This is a genomic window from Microbacterium sp. GXF0217 (assembly GCF_054798195.1).
Genome location: NZ_JBSJZG010000004.1, coordinates 1 through 18,157, shown reverse-complemented (window position 1 = coordinate 18,157; position 18,157 = coordinate 1). Strand labels below are relative to the sequence as shown.

The 18,157-nt window shown below is 64.0% G+C and carries 18 protein-coding genes and 1 tRNA gene; 8 read left to right on the top strand and 11 right to left on the bottom strand.

The genetic code is table 11. The features are described 5' to 3' along the window. Nucleotide 1 precedes the first annotated feature (1 nt). Genes ACWAT3_RS09150 through ACWAT3_RS09135 form a run of 4 tightly spaced genes read right to left on the bottom strand, consistent with a single transcriptional unit; the run spans nt 2 to nt 3,957 of the window. A complete protein-coding gene (locus tag ACWAT3_RS09150) occupies nt 2-1,387 on the bottom strand; it encodes an FtsW/RodA/SpoVE family cell cycle protein (RefSeq protein WP_460797792.1) in 1,386 nt (461 codons plus the stop codon). Next, nucleotides 1,384-2,691 carry a PP2C family protein-serine/threonine phosphatase gene (locus tag ACWAT3_RS09145; protein WP_460797790.1) on the bottom strand — a complete coding sequence of 436 codons (1,308 nt, stop codon included), beginning with the start codon at nt 2,689-2,691 and terminating at the stop codon, nt 1,384-1,386. Before ACWAT3_RS09145 ends, ACWAT3_RS09150 begins: the two co-directional genes overlap by 4 nt. A 7-nt stretch (nt 2,692-2,698) precedes the next feature. Continuing rightward, the gene (locus ACWAT3_RS09140; protein ID WP_460797789.1) at nt 2,699-3,244 is read right to left on the bottom strand and encodes an FHA domain-containing protein FhaB/FipA; all 546 of its coding nucleotides are present in this window, start codon (nt 3,242-3,244) and stop codon (nt 2,699-2,701) included. Then, entirely contained in the window at nt 3,241-3,957 is a 717-nt protein-coding gene (locus tag ACWAT3_RS09135; protein ID WP_460797788.1) for an FhaA domain-containing protein, read from the bottom strand. Before ACWAT3_RS09135 ends, ACWAT3_RS09140 begins: the two co-directional genes overlap by 4 nt. A gap of 261 nt (nt 3,958-4,218) precedes the next feature. Between ACWAT3_RS09135 and ACWAT3_RS09130 the strand changes: the two genes are divergently transcribed. Beyond that, nucleotides 4,219-4,302: transfer RNA gene (locus ACWAT3_RS09130), tRNA-Leu, on the top strand. 253 nt (nt 4,303-4,555) lie between these two features. On the opposite strand, the gene ACWAT3_RS09125 is transcribed toward ACWAT3_RS09130, so the two are convergent. Beyond that, the gene (locus ACWAT3_RS09125) at nt 4,556-5,968 is read right to left on the bottom strand and encodes an ATP-binding protein (protein ID WP_460797786.1); all 1,413 of its coding nucleotides are present in this window, start codon (nt 5,966-5,968) and stop codon (nt 4,556-4,558) included. A 536-nt stretch (nt 5,969-6,504) separates the two neighbouring features. On the opposite strand from ACWAT3_RS09125, the gene ACWAT3_RS09120 reads away from it, so the two are divergent. From ACWAT3_RS09120 to ACWAT3_RS09110, 3 genes are all read left to right on the top strand, one after another. Next, nucleotides 6,505-6,660: a zf-TFIIB domain-containing protein gene (locus ACWAT3_RS09120; RefSeq protein WP_460797784.1), complete on the top strand. Its 156-nt coding sequence runs from the start codon at nt 6,505-6,507 to the stop codon at nt 6,658-6,660. Nucleotides 6,661-6,982: 322 nt separating this feature from the next. Next, nucleotides 6,983-7,438, top strand: coding sequence for an ImmA/IrrE family metallo-endopeptidase (locus ACWAT3_RS09115; protein ID WP_460797782.1), 456 nt, complete (start codon nt 6,983-6,985; stop codon nt 7,436-7,438). After that, a complete protein-coding gene (locus tag ACWAT3_RS09110; RefSeq protein ID WP_460797780.1) occupies nt 7,435-7,893 on the top strand; it encodes a hypothetical protein in 459 nt (152 codons plus the stop codon). Before ACWAT3_RS09115 ends, ACWAT3_RS09110 begins: the two co-directional genes overlap by 4 nt. 22 nt (nt 7,894-7,915) lie before the next feature. Here ACWAT3_RS09110 and ACWAT3_RS09105 read toward each other — a convergent pair whose 3' ends face one another. Next, a complete protein-coding gene (locus ACWAT3_RS09105; RefSeq protein WP_460797778.1) occupies nt 7,916-9,706 on the bottom strand; it encodes a hypothetical protein in 1,791 nt (596 codons plus the stop codon). Then, nucleotides 9,703-11,001 carry a hypothetical protein gene (locus tag ACWAT3_RS09100; RefSeq protein WP_460797776.1) on the bottom strand — a complete coding sequence of 433 codons (1,299 nt, stop codon included), beginning with the start codon at nt 10,999-11,001 and terminating at the stop codon, nt 9,703-9,705. Before ACWAT3_RS09100 ends, ACWAT3_RS09105 begins: the two co-directional genes overlap by 4 nt. A gap of 122 nt (nt 11,002-11,123) precedes the next feature. Between ACWAT3_RS09100 and ACWAT3_RS09095 the strand changes: the two genes are divergently transcribed. Continuing rightward, nucleotides 11,124-11,621, top strand: coding sequence for a hypothetical protein (locus ACWAT3_RS09095; RefSeq protein ID WP_460797773.1), 498 nt, complete (start codon nt 11,124-11,126; stop codon nt 11,619-11,621). Nucleotides 11,622-11,634: 13 nt separating this feature from the next. Here the strand turns inward: ACWAT3_RS09095 and ACWAT3_RS09090 are convergent, their stop codons facing one another. Next, a complete protein-coding gene (locus tag ACWAT3_RS09090; RefSeq protein ID WP_460797772.1) occupies nt 11,635-12,030 on the bottom strand; it encodes a hypothetical protein in 396 nt (131 codons plus the stop codon). A gap of 62 nt (nt 12,031-12,092) precedes the next feature. Here ACWAT3_RS09090 and ACWAT3_RS09085 point away from each other — a divergent pair, with 62 nt between their 5' ends. Next, nucleotides 12,093-12,956 carry a hypothetical protein gene (locus ACWAT3_RS09085; RefSeq protein ID WP_460797770.1) on the top strand — a complete coding sequence of 288 codons (864 nt, stop codon included), beginning with the start codon at nt 12,093-12,095 and terminating at the stop codon, nt 12,954-12,956. 162 nt (nt 12,957-13,118) lie between these two features. Here the strand turns inward: ACWAT3_RS09085 and ACWAT3_RS09080 are convergent, their stop codons facing one another. Continuing rightward, a complete protein-coding gene (locus ACWAT3_RS09080; RefSeq protein ID WP_460797768.1) occupies nt 13,119-14,057 on the bottom strand; it encodes a sce7725 family protein in 939 nt (312 codons plus the stop codon). A 2-nt stretch (nt 14,058-14,059) separates the two neighbouring features. After that, the gene (locus ACWAT3_RS09075; RefSeq protein ID WP_460797766.1) at nt 14,060-14,947 is read right to left on the bottom strand and encodes a sce7726 family protein; all 888 of its coding nucleotides are present in this window, start codon (nt 14,945-14,947) and stop codon (nt 14,060-14,062) included. A gap of 382 nt (nt 14,948-15,329) precedes the next feature. On the opposite strand from ACWAT3_RS09075, the gene ACWAT3_RS09070 reads away from it, so the two are divergent. Next, the gene (locus ACWAT3_RS09070) at nt 15,330-15,704 is read left to right on the top strand and encodes a helix-turn-helix domain-containing protein (RefSeq protein ID WP_460797764.1); all 375 of its coding nucleotides are present in this window, start codon (nt 15,330-15,332) and stop codon (nt 15,702-15,704) included. Between the two features lie 178 nt (nt 15,705-15,882). Then, on the top strand, nt 15,883-16,479 hold the full coding sequence (locus tag ACWAT3_RS09065) for an RNA polymerase sigma factor (RefSeq protein ID WP_460797762.1): 597 nt from the start codon (nt 15,883-15,885) through the stop codon (nt 16,477-16,479). A gap of 481 nt (nt 16,480-16,960) precedes the next feature. Here ACWAT3_RS09065 and ACWAT3_RS09060 read toward each other — a convergent pair whose 3' ends face one another. Then, complete coding sequence (locus ACWAT3_RS09060; RefSeq protein WP_460797760.1) at nt 16,961-17,536, bottom strand: hypothetical protein; 576 nt, start codon at nt 17,534-17,536, stop codon at nt 16,961-16,963. Nucleotides 17,537-18,157 lie beyond the last annotated feature (621 nt).

Here is an 18,157-nt window from a genome sequence, read left to right as displayed (position 1 = left end):
GTCAGCCGATCACCACCCTGGGCTGGCGGCGCACGCCGTCGGAGATCCGCAGCAGCAGCGCGACGATGAGCCAGTTGGCGACCAGTGACGAACCGCCGGCCGCGAGGAACGGGGTCGTGAGACCGGTCAGCGGGATGAGCCGCGTGACACCGCCGACCATGATGAACACCTGCAGCGCGACCGTGAACGACAGACCCGTCGCGAGCAGCTTCCCGAAGTCGTCCTGCCCGGCCATGCCGATCCGGATGCCGCGGCTGATGAAGACCATGTAGAGGCAGAGGATCGCGAAGATGCCCACGAGACCCAGCTCTTCGCCGAGGCTCGGGATGATGTAGTCGCTGTGCGCGAGGGGCGTGACCTGGGGGCGACCGAGGCCGAGACCGGTGCCGATGAGTCCGCCGTGCGCGAGGCCGAAGATGCCCTGCTGGATCTGGTATCCGGCGCCCTCCGGGTCGACGACGCTCGGATCGAACGCGTAGAGCCAGTTCGTGAAGCGCCCGCGCACGTAGCTGAGGATCTGCGTGGCGAGGAAGACGCCGATCGCGACGAGGGCGAGACCGATGACGACCCAGCTGGTCTTGCCGGTGGCGACGTAGAGCATGGCGATGAACATGCCGAAGATCAGGACGCCGGTGCCCAGGTCGCGCTGGAAGACGATGATGCCGAGCGAGATCAGCCAGACCACGATGACCGGACCGAGCTCGCGGGCGCGCGGCCAGGTGATGCCGAGGAAGCGCGTGCCGACCGAGGTGAGGCTCTCGCGGGTGCGGACGAGGTATCCGGCGAAGAAGATGGCCAGGCACAGCTTCGCCAGCTCGCCGGGCTGGAACGAGATGAATCCGCCGAGCGACACCCACACGTCGGCGTTCGCGTCGGTGACGCGCAGGCCGGGGACGAACGGCAGCAGCAGCAGCACGATGCCGGCGAGGCCGAAGATGTAGGTGTAGCGGAACAGCACGCGGTAGTTGCGCAGCGCGATCACGAGCGCGATCGCGAAGGCGATCGAGATGGCGGTCCAGGCGAGCTGCTTGGACGAATAGGCGCCCCAACCGGTGAGGTTCTTCGCGATGTCGATGCGGTAGATCATCGCGATGCCGAGACCGGTCAGCAGAGTGGCGATCGGGACGACGAACGGATCCGCGTCGCTCGCGACGATCCGCAGCACGATGTGCAGCGCGAACACGAGCACGGCGAGGGCGCCGGCGATGAAGAGGATCATCGGGTCGATCGCGCCGAGGGCGCCGAGCTGGACGAGGGCGAGAGCGCCGCCGCTCAGCAGACAGGCGAACAGCAGCAGCCAGAACTCGCGGTTGCGCTGCGTCTGCGGCAGGCGCATCTTCTTCAGAGCCTTGATGACGGCGGTGTCTGCGACGACGTCGGTGCTCACGGCGTCCCCCCATCCGTGGTGGGGGAAGGTGTGGGAGTCGGGGTGGCGGTCTGCTGAGCCTCGTCGGCCTTGACGGCATCCGCTCCGGCCTGGAGACGCTCGACGATGGCCTCGGCATCCGACAGGGAGCGGGCGTTGATCGTGCGCTCGACGGACGCGCGCTGGTACGGCGGCAGATCGGCGAGGAGGATGTCGGTGTCCTCGATGGGCGTCGACAGTGTGATCGGGCCGATGTTCTGCTGAACGCCCTGGAAGATCACGACGCTGTCCTCGTCTGCACCGACGAAGTAGCGGGTCTGGGTCCAGTTGTAGGCGAGCAGTCCGGCGCCGGCGAGGGCGAGGAGGGCGACGAGCAGGGCGCTGATCCAGCCGATGCGCCGGCGCTTCGCGCGGCGCTTGTCCTCCTCGATGAGCTCCTCGAGGTAGTCGGCGGCCGGCTCGAAGTGCGTCGGCTCGTTGGCCGCCTGCCGCACCGGGTGCAGCCAGCTGCTGCGTCCGGCTCGGGCGGCGGGGACAAGGATGCCGGAGGGGTTGGATGCCGAGCCGACGATCGTCGCGGTGCCGGAGGAGAGCGGATGCTGTCCGCCCACGTCAACCAGCACGATCGTGACGTTGTCCGGCGCGCCGCCGTCCAGTGCCTGCCTGAGCAGGGTGTCGGCCGTGCGGCCTGGGGCGAGGCCCTGGCGCATGACCTTGGCGATGTGCAGCTCGTCGACCACGCCGGAGAGGCCGTCGGAGCAGAGCAGCCAGCGATCGCCCGGCAGTGTGGGCATGACGAACATGTCCAGCTCTGGATCGTGGTCCATGTCGCTGAGCACGCGCATCAGCACCGAGCGGCGCGGGTGGTATCGCGCCTCCTCAGGGGTGATGCGTCCGGAGTCGACGAGGCGCTGCACGAACGTGTGGTCGGCGGTGATCTGCGTGAGCTCGTCATCGCGGAAGAGGTAGATGCGCGAGTCGCCGATGTGGCCGATCACCGCGTACTCGTCGACCATGATGATCGCGCTGACGGTGGTGCCGAGACCGGCGAGCTCTGGGCGATCCTTGGCGGCGCGGATCAGGTCGCCGGCGGCGGTGGTGACCGCGGCCTGCAGGGACGCCTGCGCATCGTCGGTCGTGGCGTAGCCGGTGTCGAGCGGCGCGAGGCGCTGGATCGCGACGCTCGAGGCGACGTCGCCACCGGCGTGACCGCCCATGCCGTCGGCGACCGCGAACAGGTTCGCGCCGGCGTAACCGGAGTCCTGGTTGTTGGAGCGGACCTTCCCGGTATGGGAGATCGCGGCGCTCGAGCCCTCGAAGACCATGCCGCGCTCAGGCTCGCAGTTCGAAGGTCGTGGCGCCCACCTTGACGGGGATGCCGATGCCGATCACGGCCGGGCCGGCGGCGAGGCGCTTGCCCTCGAGATACGTGCCGTTCGTGGAGTCGAGATCCTGGATGGTCCAGGTGCCGCCGCGCAGCATCAGGCGCGCGTGGTGGCTGGAGGTGTAGTCGTCGCGGATGACGAGGCCGGATTCGCTGGAGCGCCCGATCGTCATCGGTTCGCTGCCGAGGGGGATCTCGAGCCCCGCCTTCGGGCCGGAGGTGATGACGAGGCGCGTAGCGTTCGTGGCGGTCGCCGGTGACCCGGGGGCCGGTGCCTTCGCCGCGATGCCGGATGCCGGGGTCGTCGCGGGGGTCGAGACGGCCGGGGCCGGTGCGGCGGCGGGGGCCGCTGCGGCTTCGGCGGGCAGCTTGCGGGCGCGGACGCCGAAGAGGTCGGCGCGCAGCGAGTAGACGACGCCGAACACGAAGAACCACAGCAGCAGCAGGAAGCCGATGCGCAGGAGGAGGAGGATCAGTTCGCTGGGAGTACTCACGAGCTCACCCCGAACGCGCGCGTCGAGTCGTCGTCCCGGCGCTGCGGCGAGGCGATAGGGACGATGCGGAACACGAGATCCGTGCGGCCGATGCTGATCGTGGTGTCCGATTCCAGGCGCGCTTCGCGCACCTTCTGCCCGTTGACCTTGGTGCCGTTCGTCGAACCGAGGTCGCGCATCATGGCGCGCTCGCCGTCCCAGAGGATCTCGGCATGGCGTCGGCTCGACCCGGCATCCGAAATCGTGATGTCGGCATCGCTGCCGCGCCCGATCACGGTGCGCGAGCGGGAGACGGAGTGACGGCGGCCGTCGACGTCGACGACTGCCTGCCAGGTGACGCGGCCTTCGACGGTCGTGGAGTTCACGCGAACGGTGCCGGTGGCGACCTTCTCGTCCGCCTCGAGGGCGACGCTGAGCGGGCCGGCGAAGCTGTAGCCCTGCGTCTTGCCGTGCTTCGTGAGCAGGGCGAGGAGTTCGTCGATGAGGGGGCGGCCGACCGACTGCATCCGCTCGGCGTCGTCGGGGCTGAGTCGCACGAGGTAGCTGTTGGGCGCGATGATGCGGTCGCGGCTGACGATCGCCGCCTTGGTGTCGGCTTCGCGGCGCAGGGCGGAGGCGATCTCCACCGGCTGGATGCCGCTGCGGAAGGTCTTCGCGAACGCGCTGTTCACCGCGCGCTCGAGACCCTTCTCGAAGCTGTCAAGTAGTCCCACGGGGCTCCTCTGGCATGCCGACTGGTACGGCCATCGTAGTCAGGTGTCCTGGGTGAACGCCTTCCTGCCGCGCGATTGCCCCGTTGTTCCAGCGTTGTTGCGCCGTGAGACGTGCGCTGCGGGGTGAGATGTACGTGGGCTATGCAAGTCTCATCCCGCAAAAGGAGTCTCGCGTGTGGCGCGTGGGAGGAGCCGTGGATTCGTCGGGGGTCGGAACGCGTGATATCCTCGGGAAGTTGAGTTCTTCGGAACGAGACGCTCGCGCGAGTGGCGGAATAGGTAGACGCGCTGGCTTCAGGTGCCAGTGTTCGCAAGGACGTGGGGGTTCAAGTCCCCCCTCGCGCACAACCACGGTGTGGTTATGTTTTATCCGCACATCGTTTAGGAAACTGGCCCGGATCCGTTTAGGAAACCCGGGCTTTTTTCTTTTCCCAGGCCAGACTCGAATTCTGTCGTCCTGGGCGCGGTTGTACGGCTGGCGTTGGACTGGCCCGGGGCAACGGCGTCGTCCTCAGAGCGTGTGCGGGGACATAAACGCTTGCCAGGCGGCTGTGTCAGCCGTAGTTGGCTGCTCAGCGCAGTTCGTCCATGGAGCGGCTCATGCGAAGAACGGGAGATAGCGAGCGTGTCGCCGCGATGAACCCGAACGTGGGTCGAGCTTGAGGATCTGCAATTCGACCGCTGCCGCGATGGCCTGGGACACGACGGTTGCCTTGGAATCGGGAAGACCGAATCTCCGCCGCAGCGACGAGTTAGTCAGGCTGTCGCTGGCTGCGTATCGGACGGACGCGTGGAGGAAGGCTGCCCAAACGCGTTCGTCGATATTCATTTCGTCGAAGCTGCGTTCCTTGTGGAGAACGATGGTTGTGGCGCTGTCGCCTGCGTTGAAGTCCGGGGCCGGGCGGGTCAGATCCTCGATGGCGAGCAGTGCTCGGTCAACGCCGCTGCCGCGAATCTCGCAGATGTTCGCCAGCCGCATGATCTCCGCGAGCTCAGGATTTCTGGCTCGAGTGTCGTCGACGAAGCGCCTGACATCAATCAGGGGCTTTCCGGGGTTGCGGATCTCGATCCGGTCTTCAAATATCTCGATGGTGATCTGGACCCCGCGTTCATCCAGGTCTTGATGTACGAGCGCGTTCGCCAGGAACTCGCGGATAGCCGTTCCCGGGTAGATGGGTCGAGTTTCCCGTAGACCGGATTCGATGACCTCGACCACAGGTATGTGCGCACGGACAAGGTCGAGCACCTCTTCGAAGCACAGTCCGTATCCACGGACCTCGAGATGCTCGAAGACGGCGTTCACGCGGTCAGTCGCCGCGTAACGGATCAATCGGATTCGCCTCCACTGGAGATCGAAGTCGGCGAGGTCGTTGGCGAGGAAGAGCGCACCCGTGGCTGTGACGGAGTACGTGTGCGTCGACTGGTCGAGGATGACTAGGTTCTTCGATTCCAGGACGGCGAGGGCATCGACCAGATCGCTCGGCCGCGGTGTTGAGAGCAGCGCGAAGTGCTTGTCTAGATCCAGAAGATCCGCGACGTCTCCTTCGGATAACCCGCTCTTCACCGCCATCGTCCCGGGACGTTCCCGCAGCTCGTCGAAGATCTCGCCGAGCTGGTGGGGAGTCATGTCGACGAGGCTTTCACCGACGCGAAGATAGTATCGACCGTCGTAACTGACTGGCGTGCCACGGCGCCGTCTCGGGATCTGAATGACCAAAACCCGTTTGCCTTCGTACGAGAGCTCTTTTACTACGACGGAGATCGAGAGCTTCTCGTGCACGCGAAGCTCAAGCGTCCTGGGGTCTCCGAAGGCTGCGGTCCCATGCACCTGTCGGTCGTTCGTCACCCCCAGGATGAGGAAGCCTCCGCCGCTGTTGGCGATTCCCGCGCAGTATGAGACGGCCTTATCCGTACCGAAGCTGTTCTCGGCCTTCTTGTACTCCAGGTCGCGTCGCTCGACCTGTAGGAGGAGCTCGTCGAGATAGCGCTCGTCGTCTGATCGATCCGGCAAGGCAACTCCGCGTTTGATTTAAATGGGCGATCCCTTGTATAGCAGGGCTTTGGAGGCCGTATGCGCTCGCGCGCCGTTGATGACTTAAGAAGAACGTCCGCCTGTGGATAACTTCCAGTAGTTTGTCGTGGCCTGTAGCCGCAGGATCGCGCGGTTGTAGGAGGCTTGAAGGCTCGTTGCCAGTTCGTGTCTGAAATTACACCGGTGTAGTTATGCACAGGGCGAGGCCTGTGGAGAAGCTTTAAAGGCGCTTGGATGCAATGGGGACCAGCCTGTGGATAACTCGTACCTACGTGGCGCGCGGACCGACGGTGTCACGGAGCCGTCCGATGCGAGCGAACCCGTGGTTGAGGTCTGTGACCACTTGCAGGGCCGTAGGCGCCTACGTGCCCTCTGCGCGGGCGTGAGCGCAGTGCTCGCGTCCGAACCCGGCTCCGTTGGCCTCAGGGTGCACGCCGATCAACCATGCTAAGAGGACGCCGTCTGGGCCGCCAGCCTTTGCAGAGCCAACCCACGGTCCCGCCTAGGCTGTCGCCATGGACGACCTTGAAAGGCAGCGAGAGCTCCGCGTTGCTCGTGACGAGGTGCTGTCGACGCCTAACTGCCCGAACTGTCTGCACCGCATGGACACCACCGAGCGCACCGGCGTCGCGATGTGGCACTGCTACGAATGCGGCACCGAGCAGGACTGAAACTGCCGCCACTGGTAGTCCTTTCCGAGGTCTCGCCATCAGACGGTGCGTGATGCGGCGTCCGTTACCCGGGCTCTCATAGCCAGACGACAGCGTCCCAGGAGACGATGGAAAGGACATCACGATATCCGGATTCCCTGGTCCTCTTCGCGGTCAAAGCTAGCGATATGAGAGCCTCCTGCAGCGGCGTCCGCGCCGACCGTAAGCACTTAGCGTCACGCTTCGCCGCAGGGTGTCGGGTGAACGACTAACCTGGAAAGGACGAGGGGTGACACAAATGAGGCGCGCACATGAGTCCGCGTTCGATGTCCTCCAGACGCACTTGGCGGACTCGGACAACATGTTGACGATTCCAGTCGACCCGTTCGCTCTGGCGCAGAAGCTGGGTATCGATGTGTCTATCGGCACGCTGGAGCCTGGCACGGCGGGGGTCATCGCGATGCAGGAGGGTGATGCGAAACCACGCATCGTCCTCAACAGCGCTGAATCGCCGAACCGGCAACGCTTTACCCTTGCGCACGAACTCGGTCATTACTTCCGACACCTGGAGTCCGGCGACCACGAGTTCGGCTACGTCGATGAGCGCGCCGACCTTGCCTCGCAGGGCGTGGATCGTGAAGAGATCTGGTCGAACGGGTTCGCAGCGGAGCTGCTCATGCCAGGATTCGCCGTCAGGCACTACTTCGCGGAAGGTATGACGCCGGCGAGGCTCGCGAAGGAATTCAACGTCTCACGACAGGCGATGGACATCCGCCTTGAACGGCTCGGGCTCGCGTGACTGAAGATCCACCGCAGGCTCCGCGGGGCCGGCAGGAACTGCAACGAGCGCTCGACATCCTCCGACGTGCCTCCGCAGCGCCCGCAGATGTACCAGCAGTCCACCGGCGTCAGCCGATCCGGGTGAATGTCGAGTCTCCGAAGGAGGAGCTCTCGAAGAGCTCGCTCAAGCTGCGCGACCGCAGGCAGAACATGCGCCTGCGGATGCAACTCGCGTGGTTCGCAATCGTCGTGGTGTCTGCGCAGCTCATCGTTGCGAATGTCTTCTTCGGCCACTACCTGTTCCGCGAGGACGAGGTTGACACCACAATTATGGTCGCGTGGTTGTCCGCCACGGTCGTCGAAGTCATCGGCATTGTCGTCATTATTGCTCGCAATTTGTTTCCGTCGGCGAAAGCAATGGGAAAGCGGGACCTCCGCAAGATCATGCGAGCGGTGGAGTCGGGCGGAGACTGAGAGGCTCCTCCGTCCTCGCCAATCACGCAGCGACGCCCGGGAGGGTGATGGTGCCATCGGCTGCAAGCATGGGCAGGCGCGGCCGGTACCGCGCCAACCCGTTCGGCGTGTGGGTCTTCTTGCGCGGTGCTGTACGCAAGACCGCTTGCTCGGTGTTCTTGCGCACCCAGGCGCGAGCCATCCGGCGGTTGGCAGATACGAGAGCGAATGCGGTGAACACGGCAGCGGCCGTCAGGCCGCGGGTAGCACGCAGCTTCGCGTTCTCAAGGTCCTCGTGACTGCCGTCCTTGACGACGTTGTTGATGAGCTCGATGGCCGACCGGTCGTATCCGTACACTCGCTGCCACTGTTCTGAGCCGAATCGCAGCTCTTGCAGGTACCGCGTGCTCTCATCGGCATGGACTGTGACGCTCGTCTGTGTGCAGATGCGGTCGCGGGCGTGCTGTGCCGGCGGTTTCGCCATCGGACGTGCCTTCTTCGCGGCCTTCGGGTCGAGTTTGCGGAGCGGGCACTCGACGCCCGGGGCGACTCCGAGCGCTGGGCATCGCACGGAGTATGACCCGTTCTCGTCCGGCAGGCCTTTTCGTTTTGCCTCCCATTTCGGGCGTTGTTCTTCGATGCGCGCCTTGTAGATATCGGCGGAGATGTCCCCGGCGTTGCGCAGTTTGGTCGCGTTCACCAGGCCGCGCGGCATGGCCGGGCAGTAGGGGCGTCCTTCGACTTGGATGGCGCCGCCGATGTGCCCGTTGGCGCCGAGGTCGTTGACCTTGTAGTCGAACACCGGACTGTATCCGAGAGCGCGGACCGGCAGCAGGAGGTCGTCGGGCAGGAGCTGGCTGAAGTACGCCCTGTCAGCGGTTACCCGGCCAGGCTTGTGGCCGCGCTCGACGATGCTGCCGAGCATGGCGAGGGTCTCGGGCGCCAGCGCGTCCGCAACTGGGGTGGAGAGTTTCATGGCGATGGCTATCGCCGGATACAGCCGTGCCTTGTCGCCTTTCGCAGCCGGGTCGGGCGGGACCGAGATGGCGATGCTCGCGGCGTATCCCCAGGTGAAGTCCATCGCCCGGGGGTCCCCGGTCTCACGGTGGTCCGGCTGGTGTGCGTACCAGTCCGCGTCGATTTCCATGACCAGCGCATCGGTTGTCTCGCGGACGTAGCGGTTGCCTGCCTTGCGGGCGACTTTTCGCTTGCCACGGTTGCTGACCGCGGGGACCTTGGTCTGGTCGATGGAAATGTCACCCTCCCAGAGGTCACGCACGTCGGCCGGGAGTTCCTGGAACGTCATCTCGAGGAGCGCGTTGCAGAACCAGTCCAGGCGGGTGCGTTTGATGGCTGTTGTCTCGTCGTCGCGCAGCGAGTACTGATAGGCCCGTTCCTCCGCGTTCATCACCTGACGGCGCGCCGGGAACCCATCGATGATGTCGAGGAGTCGGTGAAAACACCGGGAGGTGACGTGATACCAGCGTTTCCAGTCCTGTGTGAATGTTGCTCGTGGTCGGATGCCCGCAACGCCGAGGAGCTCGCGGGCTTCTTCGGTGAGCCGCTGATAAAAGACGTTCGCGAGCTCGGTGACCAGCTGGGGCGCCTGCTCCGCGCGAAGCATGAGCATCACGGTCAACAGCGCCTCGAACGAAAGCACTGCGGGTCGGCCTCCGGGACCGTTGTCCTCTTTCCGCCACGCCTCCAGCATCGACACGATAGGCACCAGGTGAAGCGAGTGCTGTGCGTCCCGGACGTCGTCGGCCGTGAACATGCTCGTGCGGGTGCTCGGTGAGTGGACGGAACGGCTATCGGCCGAGATGCAATGGGTCATGAGTGGTCCTTCGGGAAGAGCTGGTCAACCACGGCGAGCAGGTCTGAGCTGCGGTCCGGGAGGAGGGGGAGGTAGGAGTCGAGGGAAGTGAAGGAAGCGCGTCCTGATAGGTAGACGAAGTCCTGTGCACTGATGCCGTGGCTGAGCAAGGCCAAGTGGTACGTCGCGCGCAGGCGCCGGACGTTGGGCCTTCCTCGGGGTAGTCCGCTGAGGAAGTTGCTGATGATGTTGCGGTTATCGCGTGGCATGTGCGGAAGCAGCACGTACGGGTCGAGGTCATCGCGCGAATCCGAATCCAGCTGGTCACGCCATGCCGGCAGGATGGGAACGATGCGCGGGTGCTCGCCCCGGACAGAGACGCAGTCGCCCGAGACGTGGGACCAGCGCACGTCGATGAGTTCGCGAGTACTGAGGCCGGCGCCAGCGCTGAGAGCAACGACGAGCATGCCGTTGCGTCGACGCTGAGCGGTCCGCATCGACTGCACGACCGACACGCAATCAGCGAGCTCAGCATTCGTGTACGGCGCGGGCACCGCCGGTTCGTACACCTTCAGGTCGGGGCGGACGCCTGTTACGGCCAGCACCATCCGCGCCAGAGCAGGGTACGTGTTGTGCTTGGGGCGGGGGTAACCAGCGTCGGTACCGTATTGAAGGAAGAGCCGGGCGTTGTGCTCGGTGAACACGTCCTCAAGGTCAAGCTCAGCGGCCAGATGCTCGTGGGCGTACAGGACGAAATCGCGAGCGAGCTTGAGACGCACGCTTGGGCGTTTCAAGCCCGGACGGACAGATGCGGCGACGACGTGCATGACCATGGTGCGGATGTCCTTCCAGAGGTGCGTGTCCTGTGGCTCGTACCTCTCCAGGGCGGGCCACAAGGGGTGGTTGAGAACATAACCACTACCCGCCGACATAGCATGGGCGGCATGGTCGGAGTTCCCCGCAAGAGCCCCGCTGACCTCAGCGGCAGCTGGCCCAACGTTGCCTCCGAGGACGTCGCCGGCGAGGTCGCCCGACGTGTCGCGATTGTGCTCCGTGAGGTCATCGCTGAGCGTGGACTTCGCGCGTTCGCGAAGCAGCTCGGCGTGAACCACTCCACGCTCCTCGGTGTCGTCGAGGGCCGAACTTGGCCGAGTGTCCAGCTCGTCGCTCGAGCGGAGTCGGTTCTGGGGCGGGCGGTGTGGCCCGGATTGTGAGGTCATGACGTGTTTCCTTTCCGGGGCGGCTATACGCACCGGCCAGGAAAACGCGACAGCACAGTCGGGGATCCGCAGAAACTCAAGGCTCTGAAAGAGCACGCCTGTGCTATTTTGCGTGCATGCCCCGCGTTCTGGACCGTGCCCGTCGCCAGCGAGAGCTGGGGGCAGCGGCGTGGGGCCTGGTCGCTGAGGGAGGAGTGGAATGGCTCACACTGCGACGCTTGGCCGACACGGCCGGCCTGTCACTGGGTGGGCTGCGCCGGACGGTCCCGAACACGCACGCACTCCGCAGGCTCCTCGCCGACGAACTGCAGTCGCGGACCCGGGATCACTACAAGTGGGTGCTGGCTCAACGCGACCCCGAAAATCGTGCGCGTGTGCTGCTGTCCACTGACGATGTGACCCGCGCGCGGGCTCGAATCGAGGTTCAGATGCGTCACTACCGGGTGTACGACGAAGGCGCGGGCCGCTGGGAGCGGCCGTACGACGTCGTGACGCGCGAGTGCGCCGAACGTCTGCGGGACGTGTGCGCCGACTGCCTGGGAGTCGTACCATCCTCCGAGTCTGCGAATGCGCGTATCGCCGGGCTGGCGAGTGCGGCGGATGGGCTGATGGCGGGGTTGCTCGTGAGTGCCGATCTTTCCGTCGACGCCGACAGGGCGGTACGTACGTTCCTCGCCTTGTCTTCGGCGCTTCGCCCGCGTGAGCGGGAGGCGTGATTGGGGGGCCGGTCTACCAGGCCGTGATCTGACCGGTGCTTAGGCGAAGCGGCGGGGTGATCCCGCCCTGGAACGCGAGCTCCGCCGCGACATCCGAGACAGATACTCCCCTGTTCTCGGATTCGCGTTCCAGGTGCCGGAGGTGGATGGGGTTCATGGGCACTTCGTGCGTGACGCCGTCCGTGTCGGTGAGTCGGAGGAACATCGAGGCCGGGGGCATGGGAGTGTAGTCCGCCTCGATCTCCGGGTACTGGCGAAGCCATTCGGCGACCTGATCCGCGCGGTGGACCGCCCAGGGGCCCAGCATGATGCCCTCGGGCAACTCGTCGGCCCAGGTGAAGGTTCCTCGGCAGTCGTAGATGTCGGCGAAGGTGTGGAACAGATAGGTCGAGTGGCGAATCGAAGTCATGCATCACATATGCGCGGTCTGGCGGTTCGTGCATGTCCGTGCCGCGCGGTACAAACGTCGACATGCCAGCCACGTCCGTTGCCCACATCATCCAGCAGTGCGTCGAGCTCGGCCGCCGCACCCCGTACAGCGAAACCGATATTCGTTTCGCCGTCGTGCCGTTCCTTCGATGGACGGTGCTGGAGGCAGGTATGGATCCCGAGCTCGACGAGCTGTTCTCCACCCGAACTATCGAGCAGTATGTTCAATCGGCAGCCCGAGACTACTCCGCTGGTGTGCTCGGCAACATTCGTACAAGGCTGTTCCGGTTGGCAGAACAGATAGGCGACCCCGACGGTCGCCGGGTCCCCATCTCCGCGTTGCCGCCAGCGAATCCAGCGAAGCCATACGGGCGACGCGAGATCGCATCGATGATGTCGTGGGCGAACACCCATGCGACACCGAGCCGCCGGGCCAGCGCTATCAACCTCCTGGCTCTGGGGTTGGGCGCAGGTCTCTCCACGAGCGAGATCGCCAGTCTGCGCTGGCGACACGTCACGTTCGAGGGGAACGACGTCGTCCTCCTCGTCCACGGGGCGCGTGAGCGTTCGGTGGTCATGGTGAGACGCTGGGCGCACGAGATCATCCCCAACAACGATGGCGATCCCGACGGATTCCTGTTCCGACCAGACCGCGAGACGAGTTGGCGCAACGTAGTCTCTAACTTCGTCAGCCGCCTCCCGAAGGACATCCGCCCTCAACCGCAGCGACTGCGCGCAACGTGGATCGTCGCGCACCTCAACGCAGGCACGAACGTCATCACGTTGATGAGAGCAGCTGGTGTGGACTCCCTTGAAGCATTCACCCGCTACACCGGATTTGCCGAAGCGTCCGATTCTCGACGGGAATTCAGTGAACTCACGATGCACTCATCGCCGCGGGCTTGAGGATCAGAGGCCAGCGTGCTCCAACAGCCCGCATTCCGAACTGGTCGAACTGCAGGCGGGGAGGATTCTGAAGAGAGCGGGCGCGAGCTCCCGACACCTCTTGAGCGCAGCGCGCAAGCCAGGAGCGCCGGTAGGGATCAGTCACTTGCGGGTGCGGCGTCTTCAATGTCCGTGAAAGTCCGCCAGCGTCTCGATGTGGTGTCGCATCGAGAGCTTCTTGACGTAGCCGAGTCCGGGGTAGTGCCCATCTGCATGCAGTCTGCGGAACTCATCCACGCCCGATGTTCCTAGAATCTTCGAGTGACCACTGTCGACTTCAGCGATGAGCTTGTCCAGCGCCTCCAGGAACTTTCCCGCGGTGTCCGACGGGGTTCCGTTCGTATCTGAGACGAAGTGCTGAACGAGCATTTCGTCATCGTTGTCAGGATCGATGAACGTCAGGTGGATCGCGACCGCGTATGCCGGCCCACCGCCCTCGGTGTAGCGGTCTCCAACCGTGAGGAAATCACCATAGCCTTGAACGCCGAACTCGGGGAACGTGACATGCAGGTCTGAGAACGGATCGACGGCCCCGTAATCTGCGTTGTTCATCGCTTCAAAGCCGTCGCGGACGAGGATTCGGATGGCGCCTTCGAAGTGCCTCCGGTACAAGGTGCTGGCCTGGTCCTCGACGAAGACGTGAGGGAACGACAGTGCCCGGTCACCGAGCGCCTCTGCGAGAGCGCGAGCCTCAGTGAAGCCAGCGTGGATGACGACCGGGTTGAGGTCAGCATGATTGTCTATGAGTGCGACCGCGGCCGCCGTCGATACGTTGCTGTGGAGGAGAAGGCCAGCGAAGATCGCGTCGTTGTTACGGTAGTGACGGTCGAGGAACGCGCTAACGTCGCTACCATCGACGCGGAGGTCCCCATGACGGGGGTTGACGATGACGATAGCCTGAGCGCCTGCGTCACTGAGCTCGTCAAGCGCCCGTTCGAGTCCCGCGAGCGACTGACGCACGGGCTCGATGATAGGGACAAAAGATGCGGAAGCCAGAACTTCCGCAGTCTCCCGCAGCGCCAGAAGTTCGTACTGCTTACCTCGGAAGTACGGGTGGTACATGGCTATCTCCAGGTGACTGCGGCGCTGACAGGGAGAAGTGTCGCTTCCCGGATGTTATGTTCCGACGCGCGATCCATCTTCAACATCAGCATGGCAGCACGCAGAGATGAGGGAATCGACTTCATGAGCTCGGAGGAGGCTCTCTGTGAACGCGTTTGCTTGAGAACATTGACCATTTCTGCATGAACACGCGCGGGGTCGAGGGTCGCGAAAATGTCTCTAAGTCTGGAGCGCACTTGAGTGTTCGGGACCTGCGGCATCTGAATGTCGAATGCCCTGAGTATCGCCGCGGCTTCGTCGACGCGCACGAAGTCGAGGATGGCGAGCGAACTTGTTCGGCTCGCGTCGATGGCTGCTGCTCGCTCTGTTTGCAGGGTGAACCGTCGCGACAGGACCAGCACTCCGACATCGGACGGTACCTGGCGGAGAATCTGCTCGACATGCTTCGAGCTCGTGACGACGTTCACAGCCGCGAACACTGTGCTGTAGCTCGTCACTTGGCTCTGAAGCCTGGACAACGAATCACGCTCGGACTTGATCTCATATGCGGTCGATGTGCCGTTGAGCACGACAACGTCTGCTTTGTTCATCCCGACTCGCGCCTCGCCCAGCATCGATGCGGTGCGCAGGCTGTGATGTCCGAGAAGGATCTTCTGAGTGATGGCTGTGCGGTAGACGTACTCGTCACGGTTACCCAGACGGCTCAGCGTCGCAAAGGCGTGGTCGAACGCATCGCCGACCGTCGCCCGCGAGCTCATCGCCGAGGGAATCTTTGTCTGAGCAAGCAGCCGGCCAAGCAGCGCGGACTGACCGTGTTTTCCAAGCTCCCGCAGGACTGCCGAGGAGAACATGCGGCTGAGGGGCGCGAGTTCGGCGCTGCTAAGGTTCACCGTTTCCCCTTCCCATCCCCGAGCCGGAGGTGCGGCCCGATTCTACCCAACGCTGATTGTCGCCTCCCGGAGCACGACGACTACCTCTCTATGCGCGCCGCATAACCCTTCAGACGGATAGCGAGTCGAACGTGCATACCGCTCATGTACGAGGCGGTGCCGCTTGCTGTCGTTACGCGAGCCGCTAGCTGTCTCGAAGGTCACGGCCGTGAGGTTCAGCCCGTTGTAGGCCGTGTGCATGCGGAGATGCTGCCGACCCTGTGCATCCGCTCTAACGCACGGAAAACGAGGTATCGAGCTCTGGCATCACAGTACGCAGATCAGGTTCTTCACGGCCGCAATGAAAATGGAACCCCAAACGTCGTGGCGGACATGACTAGATATGAGGGCTACCGATTTCATAGCGCTGCGTCAGCGATGTCTTGCACTCATCGACGAGCATTATCGAGATCCTCAGGTCGGCCCGACCTGGCTCGCGCGCGAGCTGTACGTCTCAAGGCGGCAGTTGGACCGGGCGTTCTCCGCCCGTGCAGGCGTTGCGGAGCTCCTGGCCAAGCGCCGCTTGAAGCAGGTGGTGGTGCTCGCCGCGCTGAACCCGACCGTCGCCATGGCGGAGATCACACGATATTGCGGGTACAGCAACTACGAGACCTTCCGAGCTCAGTGCCACAGGTACCTACGTTGCTCGCCGCGCGAGGCACGCCGCGACCGCGCGGGGGCGTTGCGTGCGGTCCGTGAACCGTCCGAAGCTGCGTGAGCTTCCGTTCGTCCGCATCCGGGTTCGTCTCTATCTCTGCAGTCCATTGCCCGCAGAATCTGCTGGATCACGAAACCTGAACGTTTGGGGCTTTCGGCATGAGGCGTAGGTGAGTCGACGTAGACTCGATGCTCAGTGGTCAGATAGAACGATTCTGCCCTGATGTTCGAGGTGAGTTGTGCCGGAGTTCAAGCCCCAGAGCGCGCCAAGCGACGGGGAACTGCTCTTTCGTCTCTCGCGCGGCGATGAACCCGCCTACCGGCTCCTCCATGACCGTCACCAAGCCGCCGTTTATCGCCTCGCTCTCGTACTTATGCGGTCCACCTGGGACGCTGAAGAGGTTGCGGCTACAGCCTTCTTTGAGTTGTGGAGGAAGCGCGACAAGGTTCGTCTTGTCGACGGTTCGGTTCTGCCGTGGCTGTTCGCCACGACCTCTTATGCAGCTAAGAACAGTCAGCGTTCGAGCCGACGCTATCAGCGACTGTTGAGCCGCATTCCCCATGACGGGGACGTTCCCGACCACGCTGATGAGGTAGCCCACGCGATGGACGTCCTACACATCTCCGGCGATGTGCGTGACGCGCTGCTGAAACTTCCAGCTCGTGATGCGAGCGTCCTGGTCCTGTGTGTAATCCATGAACTGCCGATGCATGAAGCCGCCGTCGCGCTGGGAATTCCTGAGGGCACCGTAAAATCTCGGCTGTCTCGGGTCAAGGCCCGCCTCCGCGGCGCTCTTGAGCGGTACTCTCCTACGACGAAGGAGGTGCAAGCGTGAACCGTGATGGTGGCCAAATGCCGCACCACTTTGAGGTACAGGACCTTCTCATCGAGAGAATGCGACGTGATCTGTCCCGCAAGAAGTGGTGGGCAACTATCTGGGGCCGAATCGCCATCTGCGGTGGGGCACTCGCCCTCGTCGGCTCCGGGGTCGCGGCCGTCGTTCTGCTTGAGGAGCGTCCGGTTAACGAAACCAGCGTTGTGCAATGCATGGAGGGGCCCTATCGAAACTCCGATGGGACGCTGTCTGGCGCGGCGGTCAGTATTGCCACGCCAGACGGCGTCGTTGCAATCGAGGATGCTGAGGCACTGTGCGCTCAGATGTGGGAGTCGGGCGCTTTCGCCGAAACTGACCCGTTAGCTGCGACGCCGGCCCCCGCGCAAGCGCCGTCCGACTTCACCGTGTGCGTGACAGATCAGGGCGAAGCCGCAGTCGTCCCTGAGCGGATCGAGTGCTCTGTCCTCAAACTGCACCCATATCAACCGAAGGTGCCAACGGGGCGGTAGACGATAGAAGAAGTCTTCGCCGCCATGGACCCGAGGGCCGAGCAGTACGGCGCGCAGGTCAGCACCGATCCGCTGTAGCTGGTGCCGTCGTACTGTGACGACCAGCAATTGCTGAAGCCCTCAGCGGAACGGATGTTGTTGTTCCAACTCGACGTGAGGCTCGGGAACCCGTAGGTCACACCATGGCACCCCGTTCCAGATCCCCAATGGATCAGGACCGAGCCACTGCGCGACGTGCCTGTCCACACCTTTCCGATGGTTACGGTGGCTGCCGCGGCAAGAGGCGCGGCCAGCCCGGCGGGCTGGAGCTGTTCATAGTCGCCTGGCGCACCATCCGCGATGAACTGTTCCGCTTCCTCGACGGACTCGAAGCAGGAGATGATGCTCGGTATTTCCGCCGGGACTACTGCGCCGTCCGGAACGGCCACGCCGCCCACAGTGCAGGCTGCCGGTGGTTCGGATGATGTCTCCGCGTGTGCGGATGTGGGGATCATGATGACGAGCGCGGTGAACAGCGCTGCGGTTGCAGACAAAAGTGGTCGGGACACAGAAGCTCCTCCGTAAGGGTTGGATTCGCTTCGGTATGTCCAACCTCGTCTCGGGGGTTCCGGCCGCCGGGGTCACCGCTGTCCGAATACGTGGAGAAGTCGCTGAAATAAGAAAGACAGTTGGCGCAAACCCTGTAGTAGGGGCTAGACCGGTGGTAGATCGAGGCGTGACTCGGCGTGGGCGACGACGGCCGCGCTCGACCGGACCCGCAACGCTGCTACTGCGAAGCGCTACCCGAGCTCACTGCACACCTGCCGAGGGTCACCGAACGTCTTGTCGCGACCATGCCGCACGCCCGAAACGCTCATCTACGGATGAATATGCTGGCGCCGCGCATAGATGAGCATGCCCAGAAAAAGACTCGGTACGCGTATCAAGGCCCATCGGATTCAGGTGACTAGACGACACCTCACACATTCGGCAAGGCATCACGCGGAGTGTCGGGATCTACGTCTAAACTGTCCACCTGAGGGGAGGGGCATCATGGCACACACCGTTTCGCGACTGTCAACAGCGGCGATCCAGCAGTACGCCGAAAAGGTCTGGCTATGTCAACTTGAAGTGGCCCAGGGGTGACGGTCTGATCTGGCCCAAGGCGGAGTCTGGTCGGGCGCGGCTCG